Origin of the sequence: Terrabacter sp. LjRoot27 (assembly GCF_964254175.1) — a bacterium.
Classification (GTDB): domain Bacteria; phylum Actinomycetota; class Actinomycetes; order Actinomycetales; family Dermatophilaceae; genus Terrabacter.
The window spans coordinates 1,084,064-1,103,869 of the sequence record NZ_CAXUSS020000001.1; the positions used below are offsets into that span (position 1 = coordinate 1,084,064).

At 70.4% G+C, this 19,806-nt stretch carries 17 protein-coding genes; 15 read left to right on the top strand and 2 right to left on the bottom strand.

The window, feature by feature from the left end:
* Positions 1-257 precede the first annotated feature (257 nt).
* Complete coding sequence (locus ACSQ2D_RS05075) at positions 258-1,118, top strand: hypothetical protein (RefSeq protein WP_435984922.1); 861 nt, start codon at positions 258-260, stop codon at positions 1,116-1,118.
* Here ACSQ2D_RS05075 and ACSQ2D_RS05080 read toward each other — a convergent pair.
* Entirely contained in the window at positions 1,094-1,570 is a 477-nt protein-coding gene (locus tag ACSQ2D_RS05080; RefSeq protein ID WP_435984923.1) for a DUF4178 domain-containing protein, read from the bottom strand. The genes ACSQ2D_RS05075 and ACSQ2D_RS05080 overlap by 25 nt on opposite strands.
* Positions 1,571-1,721: 151 nt before the next feature.
* Here ACSQ2D_RS05080 and ACSQ2D_RS05085 point away from each other — a divergent pair, with 151 nt between their 5' ends.
* From ACSQ2D_RS05085 to ACSQ2D_RS05145, 13 genes are all read left to right on the top strand, one after another.
* Complete coding sequence (locus tag ACSQ2D_RS05085) at positions 1,722-2,690, top strand: ABC transporter ATP-binding protein (protein WP_435984924.1); 969 nt, start codon at positions 1,722-1,724, stop codon at positions 2,688-2,690.
* Between the two features lies 1 nt (position 2,691).
* Positions 2,692-3,462 (top strand): MlaE family ABC transporter permease, encoded by a 771-nt coding sequence (locus tag ACSQ2D_RS05090; protein ID WP_435984925.1) that lies wholly within the window; start codon positions 2,692-2,694, stop codon positions 3,460-3,462.
* A 10-nt stretch (positions 3,463-3,472) separates the two neighbouring features.
* Positions 3,473-4,336, top strand: coding sequence for an MlaE family ABC transporter permease (locus ACSQ2D_RS05095; protein ID WP_435984926.1), 864 nt, complete (start codon positions 3,473-3,475; stop codon positions 4,334-4,336).
* Positions 4,333-5,664 (top strand): MCE family protein, encoded by a 1,332-nt coding sequence (locus ACSQ2D_RS05100; RefSeq protein ID WP_435984927.1) that lies wholly within the window; start codon positions 4,333-4,335, stop codon positions 5,662-5,664. Before ACSQ2D_RS05095 ends, ACSQ2D_RS05100 begins: the two co-directional genes overlap by 4 nt.
* Positions 5,661-6,692: an MCE family protein gene (locus ACSQ2D_RS05105; protein ID WP_435984928.1), complete on the top strand. Its 1,032-nt coding sequence runs from the start codon at positions 5,661-5,663 to the stop codon at positions 6,690-6,692. The genes ACSQ2D_RS05100 and ACSQ2D_RS05105 overlap by 4 nt, the downstream gene beginning before the upstream one ends.
* Positions 6,689-7,720, top strand: a complete 1,032-nt coding sequence (locus ACSQ2D_RS05110) for an MCE family protein (RefSeq protein WP_435984929.1) — start codon at positions 6,689-6,691, stop codon at positions 7,718-7,720. Before ACSQ2D_RS05105 ends, ACSQ2D_RS05110 begins: the two co-directional genes overlap by 4 nt.
* Positions 7,720-8,934 carry an MCE family protein gene (locus ACSQ2D_RS05115; RefSeq protein ID WP_435984930.1) on the top strand — a complete coding sequence of 405 codons (1,215 nt, stop codon included), beginning with the start codon at positions 7,720-7,722 and terminating at the stop codon, positions 8,932-8,934. The genes ACSQ2D_RS05110 and ACSQ2D_RS05115 overlap by 1 nt, the downstream gene beginning before the upstream one ends.
* Entirely contained in the window at positions 8,931-10,169 is a 1,239-nt protein-coding gene (locus ACSQ2D_RS05120) for an MCE family protein (protein ID WP_435984931.1), read from the top strand. The genes ACSQ2D_RS05115 and ACSQ2D_RS05120 overlap by 4 nt, the downstream gene beginning before the upstream one ends.
* Positions 10,166-11,464 (top strand): MCE family protein, encoded by a 1,299-nt coding sequence (locus tag ACSQ2D_RS05125; protein ID WP_435984932.1) that lies wholly within the window; start codon positions 10,166-10,168, stop codon positions 11,462-11,464. The genes ACSQ2D_RS05120 and ACSQ2D_RS05125 overlap by 4 nt, the downstream gene beginning before the upstream one ends.
* Before the next feature lie 25 nt (positions 11,465-11,489).
* Positions 11,490-12,152, top strand: a complete 663-nt coding sequence (locus ACSQ2D_RS05130) for a hypothetical protein (RefSeq protein ID WP_435984933.1) — start codon at positions 11,490-11,492, stop codon at positions 12,150-12,152.
* Positions 12,136-12,954: a hypothetical protein gene (locus ACSQ2D_RS05135; RefSeq protein ID WP_435984934.1), complete on the top strand. Its 819-nt coding sequence runs from the start codon at positions 12,136-12,138 to the stop codon at positions 12,952-12,954. The genes ACSQ2D_RS05130 and ACSQ2D_RS05135 overlap by 17 nt, the downstream gene beginning before the upstream one ends.
* A gap of 148 nt (positions 12,955-13,102) precedes the next feature.
* The gene (locus ACSQ2D_RS05140; protein WP_435984935.1) at positions 13,103-14,065 is read left to right on the top strand and encodes a nitrilase-related carbon-nitrogen hydrolase; all 963 of its coding nucleotides are present in this window, start codon (positions 13,103-13,105) and stop codon (positions 14,063-14,065) included.
* A gap of 53 nt (positions 14,066-14,118) precedes the next feature.
* Entirely contained in the window at positions 14,119-15,129 is a 1,011-nt protein-coding gene (locus ACSQ2D_RS05145) for an agmatine deiminase family protein (RefSeq protein ID WP_435987817.1), read from the top strand.
* 97 nt (positions 15,130-15,226) lie between these two features.
* Here the strand turns inward: ACSQ2D_RS05145 and ACSQ2D_RS05150 are convergent, their stop codons facing one another.
* The gene (locus ACSQ2D_RS05150) at positions 15,227-15,730 is read right to left on the bottom strand and encodes a DUF4282 domain-containing protein (protein WP_435984936.1); all 504 of its coding nucleotides are present in this window, start codon (positions 15,728-15,730) and stop codon (positions 15,227-15,229) included.
* Positions 15,731-16,228: 498 nt separating this feature from the next.
* Between ACSQ2D_RS05150 and rpoB the strand changes: the two genes are divergently transcribed.
* Positions 16,229-19,711 carry a DNA-directed RNA polymerase subunit beta gene (gene rpoB, locus ACSQ2D_RS05155; protein ID WP_435984937.1) on the top strand — a complete coding sequence of 1,161 codons (3,483 nt, stop codon included), beginning with the start codon at positions 16,229-16,231 and terminating at the stop codon, positions 19,709-19,711.
* The last annotated feature ends 95 nt before the right edge of the window (positions 19,712-19,806 follow it).

The following is a 19,806-nucleotide window of genomic DNA, read 5'->3' on the forward strand; positions in this document are numbered from 1 at the left end:
TGGGATGGCTGTCGCGCACCTTCAGGCCCGCTGCTGACGACGGTGCGGACGCCGCTGCCGACACCACGGTGCCCGGTGCGCCGCCCGTGCCGCCCGTGCCGTCAGCGCCGTCAGCGCCGTCAGCGCCGCCAGCGCCGTCAGCGCCGCCAGCGCCGTCAGCGCCGCCCGCCGCGCAGGCAGCGCCGGCCGCCCCGGTGCCCGAGGCGCCCACGCCGGCCGCGTCCAGTCCGACGGGCCGCTACGGCCCGCTCGTGTGCGTGACCCGCTTCGACACCGCGCCCGCCGAGCTCGAGTGGCAGCTGCCCCTCAACGGCGAGCTCTACCGGCTCATGCCGGGCTCGGACCGACCGGACTACTCGCTCCTCGTCCTCGAGCGGCCGCTGCACTTCTACCCCCGTGACGGGTTCGACCTGCGTCGGGTCGAGGCGGAGCAGCAGGTCCGGGACCGCAAGGGCCGCACCATGGTGCGCGTGCACGCGCTCCTGCTCTGTGCCCGCTTCGTCGGACAGCAGCTGCACCCCGGCATGCGCGACCTCGCCGTCAACCTCGCCTACGTCATCGACAACTCGCTGGCCCGGGACGCCGAGGTCGACTTCGGCAAGATCGAGTTCGCTGCGATCGGCTTCCTCAGCGAGGGACACACGCCTCGGGCCACGGCCGAGCCGGCCCCGGATCGGGCTCCCGCCCCGGCCACCGTCCCGCCGACCCAGCCCCAGAGCGAGCCCCAGGCCGAGCCCCAGACCGAGCCGACGGATGAGGTCACCTCGCACGACGAGGCCGCCGGACGGCATACGTCCTCGGCGCTGCTCGACGAGCTGGCGACCACCCTGCGCCACGGCATCGAGGAGCAGCGCGGTGCCCCGGTCCAGCGGATGACCGCCGCCCTGACCGTCGACGCCGACCACCGGCTGACCGGGCTGTCGGGCAACGCCGACGGGCAGGCGCCGGTGCCCAGCCAGGACTCCTTCGGCAGGCTCGCCGACGTGCTCGCGCGCCTCGCGGCCCTCGAGGGGGTCGACCGGGTCGCCGCGGTCACCCTGCGCGTCGACGGGGACTCCGTGACCCATGAGGTCACCGCCACGCACGACCGAGGTCAGTCCCCGGAGACCTCGCGGTAGCTGCGGACCCTCGCGGGGTCGGCAAGGCGGCCGACGCTGATCTCCCACATGCCGCCGTCGAAGCTCTCGTAGACGAGCACGGCGTCGGCCGAGTCCGTCGCGACGAACTCGACGAACTCGCAGGTGCCCGTCGCCCCGAGGCCCGTGTCGCCCTCCGCGGTGTACGTGAGCGACCCGGCCTCGAGCAGGGTCCAGTCGCGGCCGTCGAGGCTCATGCCGGCGTGGTCGGGCTCGCCGTAGAGGTCGTCACGCGAGCGCCAGTGGATGACGCACCCGTCGCCACGCGGCTGCAGAGAGAGCCACTCCCGCGGACCCGACGAGGTGATGCAGTGCTCGCCCCACCGCGTGCCGGCGAGGTCGAAGCGGACGGTCCCGACGACACGGTACGTGCTGCCCTCGACCTCGAGCACCGCCCCCGGCGCGACCTGTGACGGCCGCAGTTCTGCCCGCATGCATCCTCCTGGCTCCACATGACTCGCACAGGTTAGCCGTCGGGGAGCGCTCCGGACCCTCGCAACACAACTCGCGCGTAACTTCCGCCCGGCGCCCTCGTTTCCCCCGTAGCCGAGTCGAGACGGCCAGGAAGACATAGGTGGATGCCACATGGGTGTGGAGATCGCGGTGACAGGTCTGACCAAGACCTTCGGATCGCAGACGATCTGGCGGGACGTGACCCTCACGCTTCCCGCGGGAGAGATCTCGGTCATGCTCGGGCCCTCGGGCACCGGCAAGTCCGTCTTCCTCAAGACGCTCGTCGGCCTGCTCAAGCCGGACGCCGGGTCGATCGTCATCAACGGACGTGACCTGACCCGCCTGCGCGAGGCCGACCTCTACGAGGTGCGCAAGCTCTTCGGTGTCCTCTTCCAGGACGGTGCCCTCTTCGGCTCGATGACCCTCTACGACAACGTCGCCTTCCCGCTGCGCGAGCACACGAAGAAGACCGAGGCCGAGATCAGGCGCATCGTGACCGAGAAGATGGACCTCGTCGGCCTGTCCGGTGCCGAGGGCAAGCTGCCGGGCGAGATCTCCGGCGGCATGCGCAAGCGCGCCGGGCTGGCCCGTGCCCTCGTGCTCGACCCCGAGATCCTCCTCATCGACGAGCCGGACTCCGGTCTCGACCCGGTGCGCACGAGCTACATCAACCAGCTCTTCGTCGACCTCAACGCGCAGATCGACGCGACGTTCCTCATCGTCACCCACGACATCAACACGGCCCGCACGGTGCCGGACAACATCGGCCTGCTCTACCACAAGCACCTCGCGATGTTCGGGCCGCGCGAGATGCTGCTCAGCTCCGAGGAGCCGGTCGTGCGGCAGTTCCTCAACGCGCAGACGATCGGCCCGATCGGCATGTCGGAGGAGAAGGACGCCGACGAGCTCGCCGCAGAGTCCGGCCAGGAGCTGCCGCCCCTACCGCCGATCGCCCTCCAGCTCCCGACGAGCGACGGCAAGCCGCGTCGCGCCGAGCGCCCCGCGGGCGGATGGTGCCGCGACAACGGCATCACCCCGCCACCCGGCTCGTTCGAGTCGCGCAACGCCGGCATCCCCGGTGTCCGGGTGGGGGCGAGCTGACGTGGCCGCACCCTTCACCGGCGCCCTGCGCCAGTCCGGCTCGCTCTTCGCGCTCGCGCTCGACGTGTTCCGGGCCATGCCGAAGCGACCGTTCCAGGTCAAGGAGTTCATCCAGCAGGCGTGGTTCATCGCGAGCGTCACGATCCTGCCGACCGCGCTCGTCTCCATCCCGTTCGGCGCGGTCATCGCCCTCCAGCTCGGCACCCTGACGCGCCAGCTCGGAGCCCAGTCCTACACCGGCGCGGCGAGCGTCCTCGCCGTGCTGCGCGAGGCGAGCCCCATCGTCACGGCGCTGCTCATCGCAGGCGCGGGCGGCTCGGCGATCTGCGCCGACCTCGGCTCGCGCAAGATCCGCGAGGAGATCGACGCCATGGAGGTGCTCGGCATCAGCCCGATCCAGCGTCTCGTCGTGCCGCGCGTCCTCGCCTCGATGCTCGTCGCGGTCCTGCTCAACGGGCTCGTGTCGGTCGTCGGCGTCGTCGGCGGCTACGTCTTCAACGTCATCGTCCAGGGCGGCACGCCCGGTGCCTACATCGCGAGCTTCACGGCGCTGGCCCAGCTGCCCGACCTCTGGACCGCCGAGATCAAGGCGCTGATCTTCGGGGCCATCGCGGCGGTCGTCGCGGCCTACAAGGGACTCAACGCCGGCGGTGGCCCGAAGGGTGTCGGCGACGCGGTGAACCAGAGCGTCGTCATCACCTTCATGCTGCTCTTCGTCGTCAACTTCGTCATCACGGCCGTGTACTTCCAAGTCGTCCCGCAGAAGATCTGAGGAGAGGGCGATGGCCACGAAGACCCAGAACCGGGCTCGACCGGGCACGGAGCGGCTGCTCCACCTCGCGAGCCGGCCCTCCCGCGCGCTCGACTCGCTCGGCGAGCAGATGCGCTTCTACGTGCGCTCGCTCGCGTGGAGCGGGCGCACGCTGCGGCGCTACAAGAAGGAGGTCATCCGGCTGCTGGCCGAGGTCTCCCTCGGCACCGGCGCACTCTCGGTCATCGGCGGCACGGTGGGCGTCATCGCCTTCCTCGCCTTCTTCACCGGCACCGAGGTCGGCCTGCAGGGCTACTCCTCGCTGGAGCAGCTCGGCACCGGGGCCTTCACCGGCTTCTTCTCGGCCTACCTCAACACCCGCGAGATCGCCCCGCTCGTCGCGGGGCTGGCGCTCGCGGCCACCGTCGGCTGCGGCTTCACCGCACAGCTCGGTGCGATGCGCATCTCGGAGGAGGTCGACGCCCTCGAGGTCATGGGCATCCCGTCGCTGCCCTTCCTCGTGACGACCCGCATGATCGCCGGCTTCATCGCCGTCATCCCGCTCTACGTCCTCGGCCTGCTCAGCTCGTACGCCGCCACGCGCTTCATCTCGACGGCGTACTTCGGGCAGTCGGAGGGCACCTACGACCACTACTTCCACCTGTTCCTGCCACCGGGTGACGTGTTCTGGTCGTTCGCGAAGGTCATGGTCTTCGCCGTTGTCATCATCCTCATCCACTGCTACTACGGCTACACCGCGTCGGGCGGCCCGGCCGGTGTCGGCGTCGCCGTCGGCACCGCGGTGCGCACGTCGATCGTCGCCATCAACATCGTCGACTTCTTCCTGTCCCTCGCCATCGGGGGAGCCACGACGAGCGTGAGGATCGCCGGATGAGCGACACCAGTCCCGGGCCCCTCACCCAGCTCACGCGCTGGCGCATCGGCGTGAAGGCATACGGCATCGTCTTCCTCGTCGTGCTGGCGCTGCTCGTGGGCCTGGCGATCGCCTCCTTCCAGAAGCGCTTCACGCCGGTGGTCATGGTCACCCTCGAGACCGACCGCCTCGGCAGCCAGCTGCAGGAGAGCTCGGACGTCAAGCTCCGCGGTCTGCTCGTCGGCGAGGTGCGCCACGTCGAGGCGACCCCGACGGGTGCGCGGCTCGAGCTCGCGCTCCAGCCCGACGAGGTCGCCAAGATCCCGTCGAACGTCAGCGCCCGACTGCTGCCCAAGACCCTCTTCGGCGAGCGCTACGTCGACCTCGTCACGGCGACGTCGAACGCCCGGCCCATCGAGGCCGGCGACACGATCCCGCAGGACCGCAGCCGGGTGTCGATCGAGCTCGAGACGGTCCTCGACAACCTCTACCCGCTGCTGCGCACCGTGCAGCCGGCCAAGCTCGCGACGACGCTCAACGCGCTGTCGACGACGCTCGACGGCCGCGGCGACCAGATCGGCCGCAACCTCGTGCTCGTCGACCGCTACCTCAAGGCGCTCAACCCCAGCATGCCGACGATCCAGCGAGACATCTCCCTGCTCGCCGACACCGCCGACCTCTACGCCGGCGTCGCTCCCGACTTCTTCCGCCTCACCGAGTCGCTCCGCGTCACGAACAGGACCATCGTCGAGAAGGACCAGCAGCTCGCGGCCTTCCTCGTCGGCACGGCGGGGTTCGCCAACGAGGCGGCCGGCTTCCTGCGTGACAACGAGGAGCGCATCATCCAGGTCGGCCAGGTCAGCAAGCCCACGCTCCAGCTGCTCGCCGAGTACTCCCCGGTCTACCCGTGCGTGGCCTCGGGCCTCGTCAACTGGCTCCCGCGCGCCAACGCCGCCTTCGCGGGCGGCACCTTCCACATCACCCTCGAGGTCGTGCCTCCCCGCAAGCCGTACGAGCCGGGGGAGGAGCCGCGCTGGGACGACAAGCGCGGGCCGCACTGCTACGGCCTCCCGTCGCCCGACGGTTCGCAGGCGAACCCCTTCGCCGGCAACCACTTCGACGACGGCACGCAGCCCGCGAGCGACGCGACGCCCTTCTCGGCGGTGCCCCAGGCGCTGCTCGGCAACGCCTCCGCGGCCGACTCCGGCAGCGCCGGCACGGTCGACGAGCAGCGCGTCGTCGGAGCGCTCCTCGACCGCGACGGCCAGCCGTCCGACGCCGGCGCGAGCGGCATCCGGACCCTGCTCGCCGGGCCGATGATGCGCGGCACGGTGGTGAGCACCCGATGAAGGTCAAGGGCTCACTCGTCAAGCTCCTCGTGTTCGCGGCGGTCACCCTCTTCGCGACGAGCATCCTCGCGCTGACCATCGCCAACATCCAGCTCGGCTCCAAGGCGACCTACACGGCCGTCGTCACCGACGCCACGGGCGTCATCGCCGGTCAGGACGTCCGCATCGCCGGGGTCCGGGTCGGGGAGGTGACCGACGTGCGGGTCGCCCACGACGCGACGTCCGAGGGCGCCACCGCCGAGATCGACTTCTCCGTGCTCAAGAGCTCCGTGCTGACGAAGGGCACCGAGGTGACGGTCAAGTACCGCAACCTCGTCGGCCAGCGCTACCTCGCGCTGAGCCAGGGCACCGGCGCGCCTGCGCCGCTCGCCGACGGCTCGACGATCCCGCTCACGCGCACCCACCCCGCGCTCGACCTCACCGTCCTCTTCAACGGCTTCAAGCCGCTCTTCGCCGCGCTGTCGCCGAGCGACGTCAACGAGCTCTCGGGCCTGCTCATCCAGACGCTGCAGGGCGAGGGTGGCGACGTCAACACCCTGCTCGCCAAGACCGCCAGCCTCACGTCGGCCATCGCCGACCGCGACGCCGTCATCGGGCGCACCATCGACAACCTCAACACCGTGCTCGGCACCGTCGACGCCCACGACCAGCAGCTGCTCTCGCTCATCGACCAGCTCCAGCGCTTCACGAGCGGCCTCGCGGCCGACCGCGAGACGATCGGGCGCTCGCTGTCCGGGATCAACACCCTCTCGGCCGAGACCGCCGACCTGCTCGTCTCGACGCGCCCGCTCATCAAGGACGACGTCGCCCAGCTGCGCACCCTGGCCACGACGCTCAACAAGCCGGCCAACGTCAAGGAGTTCGACGACTTCATCACCGGTGCGCCGGGGCGGATCGCGACCCTGACGCGCACGGCCACCTACGGGTCGTGGTTCAACTTCTACCTCTGCAAGTTCGACACCAGGAGCCCGATCCTCCCGGGCGTGAGCCCCACCTACGACGTCTCGTCAGCGAGGTGCCAGTCATGAGCATCCCCTTCCGAGAGCGCAACCCGGTCCCGATCGGTGCGATCGGCCTGCTCGTCATCGCGGTCCTGCTCTACCTCGCGTTCAACGCGTCCAGCCTTCCGCTCATCGGCGGCGGGACGGCATACAGCGCCGCCTTCTCCGAGGCCGGCGGCATCAAGCCCGACGACGACGTGCGCATCGCCGGCGTCAAGGTCGGCAAGGTGACCGGCGTCGACCTCGAGGACGGCCACGTCCGCGTCGACTTCACCATCACCGACGACGCGAGCTTCGGTCCGCAGACCGGCGCCTCGATCCGGATGAAGACGATCCTCGGCGAGAAGTACGTCGCGCTCGACCCCAAGGGCCAGGGCCAGCTCGACGCGGAGGCGCAGATCCCCGTGTCGCGCACCGTCAGCTCCTACGACGTCATCAACGCCTTCCAGGACCTCACGACGACGACCGAGCGCATCGACACCGACCAGCTGGCGAAGTCCCTCACCGTCATCGCAACGGAGTTCAAGGACAGCCCGCAGTACGTCAAGGCGACGCTCGACGGCCTGTCCCGCCTCTCGCGCACGGTGGCGAGCCGCGACGCCGAGCTGGGCTCCCTGCTCCAGAGGGCCAACAGCGTCACCGGCCTGGTCCGCAGCCGCAACCAGCAGGTCAGCACGCTCATCAAGGATGCGGACCTGCTCATGGTCGAGCTCGTCAAGCGACGCGACGACATCCGCACGCTCTTCCGCAACACCTCGGCGCTCGCCAAGCAGCTGACCGGCCTCGCACGCGACAACCGGGCACAGCTGAGGCCGGCGCTCGCCGAGCTCGACAAGACGCTCAGGATGCTCCAGGAGCACGACGCCGACCTGCAGAAGACGATCCAGGCGATGGCGCCCTTCACGAGGGTCTACGCCAACACCCTGGGCACCGGACGCTGGTTCGACACGTGGGTCTCCAACCTCATCGTGCCCGTCGGCACGCCCGGGCTCGCCCTGCCCGGGACGTCGCTGCCCGACCTGCTCCTTCCCGGCACCTCCGGAGGTGGTCGCTGATGCCCGCGCCCCAGGGCTCCCGTATGCCGTTCGGCCGGCTCCACGGCCCGGCCACCGTGCTCGGCAAGGTCGTCACCGGCCTCGTCGTCGTCGCGCTCGTCGCGGCCGCCGTCGTCTTCTGGCCCCGTCAGGGCCAGACGTCCGTCAGCGCCGACTTCACCCGGGCCGTCGGTCTCTACCCGGGGTCCGACGTGCGCATCCTCGGCGTCAAGGTCGGCCAGGTCGACACCGTGACGCCCGAGGGCGACCACGTGCACGTCACCTTCAGCTACGACGAGAAGTACCGCGTGCCGGCCTCGGCCAAGGCCGCGATCGTCGCGCCGTCGCTCGTCTCGGACCGCTACGTCCAGCTGCTCCCCGTCTACGAGGCCGGCCCTGCCCTGGCCGCCGGAACGCGAATCCCCATGGAGCGCACGGCTGTTCCGGTCGAGCTCGACCGGGTGTCCCAGAGCCTCGACGACCTCATGGTCGCTCTCGGCCCCGACGGCGCCAACAAGGACGGTGCGCTCAACGAGCTGCTGCGCACGTCCGCGGCCAACCTCGACGGCAACGGCGCCGAGATCAACAGCACGGTGCACGACCTCTCGACCGCGCTCTCGACCCTGTCCGGCAGCCGCGACGACCTCTTCGGCACGGTGAAGAACCTCCAGTCCTTCACCTCGATGCTCGCGACGAACAACGCGCAGGTGCGCCGGCTCAACTCCGACCTCGCGACGGTCGCGACCCAGCTGAGCGAGGAGCGCGAGAACCTCAAGGCGACGCTCGAGAGCCTCGGGGTCGCGGTCGACGAGGTGTCCGGCTTCGTCTCCGACAACCGAGCGCTGCTCAAGAGCAACCTCGACCGTGCGGTCACCGTGACCGACGCGTTCGCGAAGAACCGCCAGGCCCTGGCCCAGCTCCTCGAGAACGCACCGGTCGCCCTGTCGAACCTCCAGAACGCCTACCACCCCGAGACCGGCACCCTCGACACCCGCAACAACGCGAAGGGCCTCGACGACCCGCTGCTGCTCGTGTGCTCGATCCTCACGGGGCCGACGCAGACGGGCAACACCAAGCTGTGCGACTCCCTCAAGAAGGCGCTGCTGCCGAAGCTACCCACCCTGCCGTCGCTGCCGAGCGGCTCTGCGCTGCAAGGCACTCCGCAGTCGAGCGGCCTCGTCAACCTGCGCGGTGCCGACCCCACCCTCGGCGGACTGCTCGGAGGCTCCCGATGACGTATGCCGTCCGCTCCCGTTCCCGACGCTGGTCCAGCGTCATCGTGCTGGCCTCCCTCGCCCTCGGGGGCTGCAGCGCGTACGACCTCCCGCTCCCGGGTGGCGCCGGCACCGGCGACGACTCGTACACGGTCACCGCCGAGTTCGCCGACGTGCTCGACCTCGTGCCGCAGTCGTCGGTCAAGGTCAACCAGGTCACGGTGGGCTCCGTCGAGGACATCCAGGTGACGGGGTGGACCGCGACGGTGAGGCTCCGGCTCCCCGGCGACGTCGTGCTGCCCGACAACGCCACGGCGGAGCTCAAGCAGACCTCGCTGCTCGGCGAGAAGTACGTAGCGCTCGCAGCCCCCACCGACGTGCCTCCCGCGGGACGCCTCGGGCAGGGCGACCGCATCCCCTTGTCGCGCACAAGCCGCAATCCGGAGGTGGAGGAGGTCCTCGGCGCGATGTCGCTGCTGCTCAACGGTGGCGGTGTCGCACAGCTGAAGACCATCGAGGCCGAGCTCAACAACGCCCTCCGGGGCCGCTCCGATGACGTCAAGGACCTGCTCACGCAACTCAACACGTTCGTGGGGGGACTGGACGCCCAGAAGGGCGAGATCGTCCGGGCCCTCGACAGCATCGACCGGCTCTCGTCGACCCTGGCGAAGAACCAGGCCAAGATCGCCGCCGCGCTCGACGAGCTGCCCAAGGGCCTGAAGATCCTCGCCGACCAGCGTCGGCAGCTCACGGCGATGCTCACCGCCCTGCGCGACCTCGGCGAGGTCGGCACCCGGGTCATCCGTGGGTCGCGGGCCGACCTCGAGGCCAACCTCCGGGCCATCAGCCCGATCCTTCGCCAGCTCAACAAGGCCGGTGACGACCTGCCGAAGAGCTTCCAGCTGCTCCTGACCTACCCCTTCCCCAACAACGCCCAGAACACGATCAAGGGCGACTTCACCAACCTCTGGGCGACCCTTGACACCGACCTCGACACGATCGCCGGCAACCTCGGTGTCGGCAAGCTCCCGACCCTGCCGGGCGTCCCCGGGCTACCGCTCCCCTCGGTGCCGCTGCCGTCGGTGCCCGTGCCCTCGGTGCCCCTCCCGAGCGTCACGGTGCCGTCGGTGCCGGGCCTGCCCCTCCCGACGACGCTGCCGGGCGGACTGCTCGGTGCGAGCCCGTCCGGTTCGGGCGCCGGCTCGGCCGACGCGGCCTCGTGGTCCACGCTCTTCCCCACGGGAGGCTCCCGATGATCACCCGCACCGTCCGGCTCCAGCTGGCAGCCTTCGCCCTCCTGTCCGTCGCGCTCGTCGCGATCCTGTCGGCGAACTACGTCGGGCTGACCGACAAGATCGCCGGCGGCAGCTACGTCGTGTCCGCCGACCTCGCCCAGTCGGGGGGCATCTTCGTCGGTGCCGAGGTCACCTACCGGGGTGTCACCGTCGGCAAGGTCGAGGGGATGCGCCTCTCGGGCGACGGTGTCGTCGTCGACGCGCGCCTCGACCGGGGCACGGAGGTCCCGAAGGACACCAAGGCGGTCGTCGAGAACCGCTCCGCGGTGGGCGAGCAGTACCTCGACCTCCAGCCGCGCACCGCCCGGGCGCCCTACCTGGCATCGGGCGACGTCATCCCGCGCGACCGGACCGCGTTCCCGCTCCGCATCGACCAGCTGCTCCAGCACGTCGACGACACGGTGTCGTCGGTGCCGCGCGACGCCCTCGTCACGACGGTCGACGAGCTGGCCGAGGCGTTCAAGGGTGGCGGCTCCGACCTGCAGCGGCTCATCGACTCGGGTGACGCCCTGACCACGGCCGCGTCCGAGGCGCTGCCCGAGACGACCCGCCTCATCGACGACGGGCGGATCGTCCTCGACACGCAGGTGAGGAGCGGGGACGACATCCGCACGAGCGTGGCCGGCTTCGCGAACGTCGCCGACGCCCTCCGGGAGGCCGACCCCGACCTGCGCGTCGTCCTCGACCGGGGGTCCGTCGCCGTCGAGCAGCTCGACGCTCTCATCTCGGAGAACAAGCAGAGCCTGGCCGCGCTCCTCGCCAACTTCATCACCATCGGCAACGTGACGACGGCGCGTCTCGACGGCATCGAGCAGCTGCTCGTCACCTACCCCGACGTCGTGACGGGTGGCTTCAGCGTCGTGCCCGGCGACGGCACCGCGCACTTCGGGCTCGTCCTCAACGTCGACGACCCCAAGGCGTGCGAGGCGGGCTACGAGGGCACGACGAAGGTCGACCCGCACCGCACCACGGGCCTGCCGCCGGTCAACCTCGACGCACACTGTGCCGCCTCGCGCGGCTCGGGCACCAACGTCCGCGGTGCGCAGAACGCGCCCAAACCCACCCGAGGCGGGCAGAGCGGTCAGAGCTACCCCATGTCGTTCGGGGCCACTCCGGTCGCCCTCGGCAACCGGGCCGTGACCTCCGGCAGCCCTGCGTCGTTGTCAGTCCAGTCGCCGGTCGCTCCGGCCGGTGGCGACGAACGGACCGACAACGGCACGAGCTGGCTCTGGATGATGCAGGAGGCGCTCCGCTAGCCGGTGACGGAAGGAAACCCCCTCGATGACGATGGTCACCACCCGCTCGGAGACCGAGCGGCCGCAGCGAGCCGAGCGGTCGCCCGTGAGCTCCACCGACCGCGAGACCCGCGAGACCCGCGAGCCTCACGAGCTCACTGACGCCGCGGTGGGCTCCGGTCCCCCCGACGCGCCACGTGCGGGCCTTAGGTGTGTCCGCACGTGGCGTCCCACCCCGCGTCTGCTGTGGACGGTCACCGCCGTCCTGCTGCTCGCGGCGGTCGCCGTGACGGCGACCCTGGGACGCTCGGCGTGGCAGCAGCAGCGCGACGCCGACAACCGGGCGGCCGCGCTGGCCGCAGGGCGCCAGATCGCCGTCAACTTCGTGACGATGGACGCTGCGTCGTTCGACGCCGACACCAAGCGCGTCCTCGACGACTCGACCGGCGCCTTCCGCAAGGAGTACGCGTCGACGCTGGCCCAGCTGAAGCCCGTCGTCACCGCCAACAAGACCGTCTCGACGGTCGAGCGGGCCGAGGCATCGCTCGTGTCGGGCGACGACGACTCGGCCAAGGTCATCGTCGGGGTCGTCGCGCCGACCTCGAACGCCTCGACCCCGAAGCCCGAGAAGAAGACGTACCGGCTCCGGCTCGACCTCGTGAAGGTCGGCGACGCCTGGAAGGTGAGCACCCTTGACTTCGTCAGCTGACCCCCGCCGCCCCCTCGCCGCGTCCGCCGCGTCCGCAGCGTCTGCCGCGGGCCCGCGCAAGCGCGTGGCCGGCGCCCGCCGCCGGTCCACGGGCGCCGGAGCCTCTGCGCCGTCGACGGCCGTCCTCGACCGTGGCGCCACGACGAGCGCCGACGCCCCCCTGAACGCGCCCGACGCGCCCGACGCCCCCGTCGCCACCGACGCCCGCGTCGAGGAGCGCGACGCCGTCGTCGGCGACCGCACGGTCGGACCGGCCCACGGGCGCGAGTCCCGGGCCGACGCCGAGCAGGTGGAGACGAGCGGGAGCACGCGCGGCTCGGCCGGTCTCTGGGCCTCGGCCATCGGCGCGACGCTCGCGCTCGCCCTGCTCGCCGCCTCGCTCGTCTACGCCTTGCGTCCCGGGGTCTCCGACACCGACCGCACGGCCGCCGTGGGCTCGGCCCGGACCACGCTGGAGAGCCTGCTCAGCTACAGCGGCTCCGCCTTCGACAAGCACATCGGCGAGGTCACCCCGCAGCTGACCTCTCCGTTCAAGGACCAGTTCACCCAGGTCGCCGCCACCGACATCAAGCCGATGGCCGTCAAGAACGACGCCACGGTGCAGGCCAAGGTCTACGACGCCGGCGTCATGGACGCCGACGGCGACGGCGGCGAGGGGACGACCGTGCGGGTCATGGCGTTCGTCAACCAGGCCACGACCACGAAGGCCCAGCAGGCTCCCGCGATCGACCAGAACCGGGTCATCGCGACGATGCGGAAGGTGGGTGACCGCTGGCTCGTCAGCCAGCTGTCCGCCTTCTGACGGGGGAAAGAGGGGGAACGAGGGGGAAGGTCCCGGGCGTCCGCGAGGTCGTCCGGGACCGAGGCGAGCCGGGCGCCGCCTGCGGGTCGGCCTGGGACCCGCGCCGAGGCCCGGACCGCACCGTGGGCGCTGCGGCATACTGCACGCTGTGAAGCTCATCCAGGCCAATGGCGTCCCAGAGTCCCTCGCCCGCGTCGACCAGCCGGAGGCCGCGCCCGTACGCGTCGGCGTCGTCCAGCACGAGTGGGTCGACGACCCGGATGCTCTCGTCGAGACCCTTCGCGACGGCATCCGGACGGCCGCCGGAGCGGGCGCCTCGATCGTCTTCCTCCCCGAGCTGACGCTGTCGCGATACCCGGCCGACACCCTCCCCGAGGGCACGCCGTCGGCGACGGCCGAGGACCTCGAGACCGGCCCCACGGTGACCTTCGCCCGCGCCGCGGCCCGCGACTTCGGTGTGCACGTCCACGCCTCGCTCTACGAGCGTGCCGACGAGGGCGACGGGCTCGGCTTCAACACCGCGGTCGTCGTGGCCCCGAGCGGCGACGTCGTGGCCCGCACCCGCAAGACCCACATCCCCGTGACGGCCGGCTACTACGAGGACAAGTACTTCCGTCCCGGTCCGCCCGACGACGCGTACCCCGTTGTGGCGCTGGAGGATCCGTCGCTCAAGCTCGGACTCCCGACGTGCTGGGACGAGTGGTTCCCCGAGGTCGCCCGCCTCTACTCGCTCGGCGGCGCCGAGGTGCTCTGCTACCCCACGGCGATCGGGTCCGAGCCCGACCACCCGGACTTCGACACCCAGCCGCTGTGGCAGCAGGTCATCGTCGGCAACGGCATCGCCAACGGCCTCTTCATGGTCGTGCCCAACCGCTTCGGCACGGAGGGTCTCATCACCTTCTACGGCAGCTCGTTCGTCTCGGACCCCTACGGCCGCGTCCTCGTCCAGGCCCCCCGGGACGAGGCGGCGGTCCTCGTCGCCGACCTCGACCTCGCGCAGCGACGCGACTGGCTCGAGCTCTTTCCCTTCCTCGCGACCCGTCGCCCCGACTCGTATGCCGCCCTGACCGCCCCGGTGCGCGACGAGCACCGTCGTGGGGTGACGCAGTGACCGACGCCCTCCCGGCACAGCCCGGGGTGGCCGTGGGGGAGCACGGCTGGGTGATGCCGGCGGAGACCGCGCGGCACGACTGCACGTGGATGGCGTGGCCGAGCCAGGGCTACACGCTCGGCGAGACCCCCGAGGAGGTGGCCGCGGCGCGTCGCACCTGGGCCGCCGTCGCCAACGCGGTCGCCGAGTTCGAGCCCGTGCGCATGGTCGTCGTGCCCGCGGACCTCGACGTGGCCGCCGGGCACCTGCACCCCGACGTCGAGCTCGTCCCGGCCGCCCTCGACGACGCGTGGATGCGCGACATCGGCCCGACCTTCGTCCGGTCGGCCGACGGCTCGCGGCTCGGTGCGGTCGACTGGGTCTTCAACGGCTGGGGCGCCCAGTCGTGGGCCACGTGGGAGCACGACGCCCGCATCGGTGCCTTCGTCGGCGGCCTCTCCGGCGCCGAGGTCATCGGATCCTCCCTCGTCAACGAGGGCGGTGGCATCCACGTCGACGGCCTGGGCACGGTCCTGCTCACCGAGACGGTCCAGCTCGACCCGGGCCGCAACCCGGGTCTGACGCGCAGCGACGTCGAGGCAGAGCTCGCCCGCACCATCGGGGCGACGACGTGCATCTGGCTGCCGCAGGGCCTGACCCGCGACTACGACGAGTTCGGCACGCGAGGCCACGTCGACATCGTGTCCACCATCCCGAGCCCGGGCGTCGTGCTGCTCCACGAGCAGCACGACCCCTCGCACCCCGACCACGCCGTCTCGCGTGCGCTGCGCGAGCTGCTCGAGGACGCCCGCGACGCGCGCGGCGAGCGTCTCGAGGTCCTCGGGGTCCCGGCTCCGCGCACCCTGGCGGACGCCGACGGGCCGGTGGACTGGTCCTACATCAACCACCTCGTCGTCAACGACGGCGTCATCGCTTGCACCTTCGGGGACGAGCAGGACGACGCGTCCCTCGGGGTGCTCGCCGACGCGTACCCCGGCCGGCGGGTGGTCGGCGTCGACGCGCGGCCGCTCTTCGACCGCGGGGGCGGGATCCACTGCATCACCCAGCAGCAGCCCGCCCTCTGACGCCGACCGGGCGCTGTCCCGCCAGACGTCGAGTGGGCACCCTCCCCGCGGGGAGAGTGCCCACTCGACGTGGAGGGGCCGCGGGCGGCCCGGGCGGTCAGGCCTGGGGGAGGCGCTTGTGGATGTCCTCGCTCATCCGGACGACCGAGAGGTAGAACTCGAGGGTCATGCGGATGACGGCGAGGTAGATGATCACGAAGATCGGGCCGAGGATGAGCGCGGCGAGACCGGTCCCGACGCTGTTGGCGAAGCCGGCGAAGACGAAGATGAGCCAGCTCGCGACGAGCGCCACGGTCGCCAGCAGGTAGACGAAGCGCACGAGGATCGGCGTGACGAAGTTCGTGAAGCTGAAGTCGAAGAGCGCCGTGAAGAAGCCGGCGCCCTCCCTCGCGGGGTCGGGGATGCTCGACATGCCGCTCGACCCACCGGTCGGCACCACGGGCGGCGGCGGGGGAGGCGTGCTGCCGGCACCCGGCGCGCTCGGAGCACCCGGAGCACCCGGAGCGGGCGAGGTGGGCTGGCTGCTCGGGAGCGGTGTGGTCGGGTCGCTCCCGGCCGGCTGGTTGAAGGACGGTTGCTCGGGCGGGTTCGGATCGGACATGGCTTCCCTCTCGGAAGGAGACGTCAACGGATCTCTGGCGTGCTCCATGCTAGGGCGGGGGCCCTCCCGACGGTCCTGACCGACGCCGCCTCCCGGCGTGTTCGTGCAGGTCAGCGGGGTCGTGGACCGTTTCCGGCGGCGTGTCGCGACGCGCCTGCGAGGACGGGGGTCTTGACGTCGGGGCCGCGGAGGGCCATATTCGTCGCGTTCGCATCGCGAGCTCCCGGTTCGGGGGGCGTGGCAGGTCACGTCGAGGGCACCCGGTCGTTCCAGACCGGGTGGGCGCCTCGTCAGACGATCTCCGTCTCTTGACCCGGCTGGACACTCCTGCCCTTTACCGGTAGGCTAGGCCTTTGCGCTGCCCATGCCCACCCTTCGCGACCTCGGTCAGGCCAATCACCATGCCATCCGGCATCGGTATGACCTCGGGACCCGCGAGCGGAGCCATGCGGCAACGCGGATCTGAAGATTCGAAAAAGGCCCGTGGAAGGACCCTCCTTGGCTGCCTCGCGTACTGCGACGAACATGTCCACCGCACAGACCCCTTCGGGGCGTCTGTCCTTCGCGAAGATTCGCGAACCACTCGAGGTCCCCGACCTCCTGGCGCTTCAGACGGAGAGCTTCGACTGGCTGCTCGGCAACGAGCGCTGGCAGGCTCGCGTCGCCGCGGCCAAGGCCGAGGGACGCACCGACGTCCCGGACCGGTCCGGGCTCGAGGAGATCTTCGAGGAGATCTCCCCGATCGAGGACTTCAGCGGCTCCATGTCGCTGTCGTTCCGCGACCACCGCTTCGAGGAGACCCGCAAGACGATCGAGTCGTGCAAGGAGCGCGACCAGACGTACGACGCACCGCTCTTCGTCACCGCCGAGTTCATGAACGCCCAGACGGGTGAGATCAAGAGCCAGACGGTCTTCATGGGCGACTTCCCGCTCATGACCGAGCGCGGCACCTTCATCATCAACGGCACCGAGCGTGTCGTCGTCTCGCAGCTCGTCCGCAGCCCGGGCGTCTACTTCGAGCGCACGCCCGACAAGACGTCCGACAAGGACATCTACACGGCCAAGATCATCCCGAGCCGCGGCGCCTGGCTCGAGTTCGAGATCGACAAGCGCGACATGGTCGGCGTCCGCGTCGACCGCAAGCGCAAGCAGTCGGTCACGGTCCTCCTCAAGGCCCTCGGCTGGACCGAGGCCCAGATCCTCGAGGAGTTCGGCGAGTTCGAGTCGATGCGCCTCACCCTGGAGAAGGACCACACCCAGGGCCAGGACGACGCGCTGCTCGACATCTACCGCAAGCTGCGCCCGGGCGAGCCGCCGACGAAGGAGGCCGCGCAGACGCTGCTCGACAACCTCTACTTCAACGGCAAGCGCTACGACCTCGCCAAGGTCGGCCGCTACAAGGTGAACAAGAAGCTCGGTCTCGACGCCTCGATCAACGACTCGACCCTGTCGATCGACGACATCGTCAAGACGATCAAGTTCATCGTCACGCTGCACGACGGCCAGGACTCGATGAAGGGCGTCAAGAACGGCGAGGAGATCGACGTCCGCGTCGAGGTCGACGACATCGACCACTTCGGCAACCGTCGTCTCCGCTCGGTCGGCGAGCTCATCCAGAACCAGGTCCGCACCGGTCTGTCGCGCATGGAGCGCGTCGTCCGCGAGCGCATGACGACGCAGGACGTCGAGGCGATCACCCCGCAGACCCTGATCAACATCCGCCCCGTGGTGGCGTCGATCAAGGAGTTCTTCGGCACCTCGCAGCTCTCGCAGTTCATGGACCAGAACAACCCGCTCGCGGGTCTGACGCACAAGCGTCGCCTGTCCGCGCTCGGCCCGGGTGGTATCTCCCGTGACCGCGCCCAGATGGAGGTCCGTGACGTCCACCCGTCGCACTACGGCCGCATGTGCCCGATCGAGACGCCGGAAGGCCCGAACATCGGCCTCATCGGCTCGCTCGCGTCCTACGGTCGCATCAACGCGTTCGGCTTCATCGAGACGCCGTACCGCAAGGTGACCGGCGGTCACGTGACCGACGACGTCGACTACCTGTCCGCCGACGAGGAGGACCGCTACGTCGTCGCGCAGGCCAACGCGCCGCTCGACAAGCAGAACAACTTCACCGAGGACCGCGTGCTCGTGCGCACCAAGGGTGGAGAGGTCGAGCTCGTCCCCGGCGACGAGGTCGACTACATGGACGTCTCGCCGCGCCAGATGGTCTCGGCCGCGACTGCGATGATCCCGTTCCTCGAGCACGACGACGCCAACCGCGCGCTCATGGGCGCCAACATGCAGCGTCAGGCCGTCCCGCTCGTCAAGAGCGAGGCGCCGATCGTCGGTACCGGCATGGAGTTCCGCGCCGCCCTCGACTCGGGCGACGTCGTCCGTGCCGAGAAGGCCGGTGTCGTCCAGGAGGTGTCGGCCGACCTCGTCACCGTCGCCAACGACGACGGCACGTACCAGACCTACCGCATCGCCAAGTTCGCGCGCTCCAACCAGGGCACGAGCTACAACCAGGTCGTCGTCGTCAACGAGGGCGACCGTCTCGAGGCCGGTGGCGTCATCGCCGACGGTCCCGCGACCGACGGTGGCGAGATGGCGCTCGGGCGCAACCTGCTCGTGGCGTTCATGTCGTGGGAGGGCCACAACTACGAGGACGCGATCATCCTCAGCCAGCGTCTCGTCCAGGACGACGTCCTCTCCTCGATCCACATCGAGGAGCACGAGGTCGACGCCCGCGACACGAAGCTCGGCCCCGAGGAGATCACCCGGGACATCCCGAACGTCTCCGAGGAGGTCCTCGCCGACCTCGACGAGCGCGGCATCATCCGCGTCGGCGCCGAGGTCCGCGACGGCGACCTGCTCGTCGGCAAGGTCACGCCCAAGGGCGAGACCGAGCTGACGCCGGAGGAGCGCCTGCTGCGCGCCATCTTCGGTGAGAAGGCCCGGGAGGTCCGCGACACCTCGCTCAAGGTTCCCCACGGCGAGACCGGCACGGTCATCGGCGTCAAGGAGTTCCGTGCCGACCTGGGCGACGACCTGCCGCCCGGCGTCAACCAGCTCGTCCGCGTCTACGTGGCCAACAAGCGCAAGATCACCGACGGTGACAAGCTCGCCGGCCGCCACGGCAACAAGGGTGTCATCTCCAAGATCCTCCCGGTCGAGGACATGCCCTTCCTCGAGGACGGCACGCCGGTCGACGTCGTGCTCAACCCGCACGGTGTTCCCCGTCGAATGAACCTCGGCCAGATCCTCGAGCTGCACCTCGGCTGGGCCGCCTCGCGCGGCTGGAAGATCGAGGGCAGCCCGGAGTGGGCCAAGGAGATCGCGCCCGACGCGCACGAGGCCCCTGCGGGCACGCGCGTGGCGACGCCGGTCTTCGACGGTGCCTCCGAGGACGTCGTCACGGGTCTGCTCGACTCGACGCTCAAGACGCGCGACGGGGTCCGCCTCATCGACGCCTCGGGCAAGACGCGCCTCTTCGACGGCCGCTCCGGCGAGCCGTTCCCGGAGCCCGTCGCCGTCGGCTATATGTACATCCTCAAGCTCCACCACCTCGTCGACGACAAGATCCACGCTCGTTCGACGGGTCCGTACTCCATGATCACCCAGCAGCCGCTCGGCGGTAAGGCCCAGTTCGGTGGCCAGCGCTTCGGTGAGATGGAGGTCTGGGCCCTCGAGGCGTACGGCGCCGCCTACACGCTCCAGGAGCTGCTGACGATCAAGTCGGACGACGTTCCCGGTCGCGTGAAGGTCTACGAGGCCATCGTCAAGGGCGAGAACATCCCCGACTCGGGCATCCCGGAGTCGTTCAAGGTCCTCCTCAAGGAGATGCAGTCCCTGTGTCTCAACGTCGAGGTCCTGAGCTCCGACGGCACGACGATCGAGATGAAGGAGTCCGACGAGGAGGTCTTCCGCGCGGCGGAGGAGCTCGGTATCGACCTGAGCCGGCGTGAGCCGTCCAGCGTCGAAGAGGTCTGAGAAGGCCACCTAACGACAAGCGGTGCGTATGCCGCTGAGCCCGCTCGGCGGCATACGCCCCCTCGTCAACGAACACCACTCAGACCAAAGACTTA